The organism is Burkholderia sp. Ac-20384, assembly GCF_017104605.1.
GTDB lineage: Bacteria > Pseudomonadota > Gammaproteobacteria > Burkholderiales > Burkholderiaceae > Burkholderia > Burkholderia lata.
This window is the reverse complement of sequence record NZ_JAAGPE010000599.1, coordinates 1-1,975: the sequence shown is the minus strand read 5'-3', so window position 1 is coordinate 1,975 and position 1,975 is coordinate 1. Positions and strand designations below refer to the sequence as shown.

Here is a 1,975-nt window from a genome sequence, read left to right as displayed (position 1 = left end):
CGAAGCCGCCGCGCAGCGCCACACGGCTGCGATCGCGGAAGCCGAAGCGCTCGCGCAGCAGCACACGCAGGCGATCGCGGAAACGCGGGCCGCCGCACAGCGTCATGCCGACGCGACCGCCGAGGCCGAAGCCGTCACGCAACGCCATACCGAAGCGATCGCGCAGGCCGAGGCGGCCGCGCAACGCCACGCCGACGCCGCCGCGCAGGCGGAGGCCGTCACGCAACGCCACACCGAAGCGATCGCCCAAGCCGAAGCGGCTGCGCAGCACCACGCGCAGGCCATCGCCGACGCCGAAGCGCTGGTCGAGGCCGTCGTCAAGGAAGCCGCGACCAACGCGGTTGCCGCCACGGAGGTGGCGGCCGAAGTCGTCGAACCTGCACCGGCCGACGCGCCGGCGGCGGAACCGGCCGAGATCGTGCCCGCGCCGGCTGCGGCCGAAACGGTGGATTCGACGGCCGATGCCGAAGCGGCCGTCGTCGCGACGGCGCAAGCCGAAACGCCGGTTGAAGTCGAAGCCGAAGCCATCACCCCGGCCCCGTCCGACAAATCGACGCTGCACGTGTCGCGTCCGACGCAGAACGAACTCACGCTGACCATCAACGGCGAATCGATCACGCTGCATCCGGAGCAACTGGGCCAGCTGATCGAGGAACTCGCGCATGCGCGCGCGTCGATGCAGCCGGAGCCGCCGCCCGGCATCCCGGCCGGCTGGCGCTTCGTGACGACGAAGAACCCAATGATGGCCGTGCAGAAACAGTCGAATGGCGACCGCCTGCTGGTGGCCCGCCACACGGGCTACGGCTGGGTACCGTTCACGTTCTCGCCGGACGTCGTGGTCCAGATGTACATGATGCTGACCCAGCGCTAAGCACCGGCAAGCCGCACCGCCGAAAAGGCACGGCCGAAAACGAAACAGCCCGACCGGTTTCCACCGATCGGGCTGTTTGCTTTCCGGTTGCCGGGAGGCGCGCCTCCCGGGCAATACTCAGCGATCCACCGGCGCCTGCACGCGCGCCTTCCACTGGCCGCCCTTGCCGCGCCAGTAGCGCCACGCGGACGCAAACGTCGCACCCACGTAGAACAGCGCGACGAGCGGCAGCGCCGGCGCCCACAGCGGCGAGCGGCGGTAATACCGCAGCATCGGCGCATAAGCGGCGCACATCGACGCCCACGCGAGCCACGCCGGCCAGGCGCGCGCGCCGTACGCGAGCGCCGCGGCGGGCGGCACGAGATAGATGATCGTCATCCCGAGCAGCGTGCCGGCCAGCAGCAGCGGCGAATAGTGCAACTGCGTGAACGCGGTGCGCGCGATCATGTTCCAGATGTCGCGCCAGCTGTCGTACGGGCGCAGCGATACGCTGCGGTCGGCCAGGTCGAGCCGGATCGGATGGCGGCCTTCGCCGCGATGCTTGATCTGCGCGGCGAGGCTGCAGTCGTCGATCAGCGCGCCGCGGATCGACTCGATGCCGCCCGCTTCCTCGAGCGCCGTGCGCTTGACGAGCATGCAGCCGCCCGCGGCGCCGGCCGTCCGGTTGCGCGGGTTGTTGATCCACGAGAACGGATAGAGCTTCGCGAAGAAGAACACGAACGCGGGGATCAGCGCCTTTTCCCAGAACGAATCGCAGCGCAGCCGCACCATCAGCGACACGAGATCGCGGCTCTCGGCCTGTGCGCGCGTGACGAGCTGCGCGACGGCGTCGGGCGGATGGCCGATGTCGGCATCCGTCAGCAGCAGGTAGTCGGCCGGCAGGCCGAGCGTCTGCACCGCGGCGATCCCCTGCGACTGCGCCCACACCTTGCCCGACCAGCCGGCCGGCAGCGGCTTCGCGGCCAGCACCGTCAGCCGGTCGGCGCGGTTGATCGCGAGCGCGGCCGCGCGGGCCGCGTCGGCGGTGCCGTCGTCGCTGTGGTCATCAACAATGATCAGATGAAAATCGCCCGGGTAATCCTGCTCGAGCAGCGAAGTCGCCGA

The 1,975-nt window shown here is 70.2% G+C and carries 1 protein-coding gene and 1 pseudogene; one reads left to right on the top strand and one right to left on the bottom strand.

The window, feature by feature from the left end; all coding sequences use genetic code 11:
• Nucleotides 1-871 (top strand): annotated as a pseudogene (locus G3O00_RS42095) (phage tail protein); the annotation flags it as partial.
• 117 nt (nt 872-988) lie between these two features.
• On the opposite strand, the gene G3O00_RS42090 reads toward G3O00_RS42095, so the two are convergent.
• The coding region (locus tag G3O00_RS42090) for a glycosyltransferase (protein ID WP_206146538.1) at nt 989-1,975 on the bottom strand (987 nt) is incomplete at its 5' end.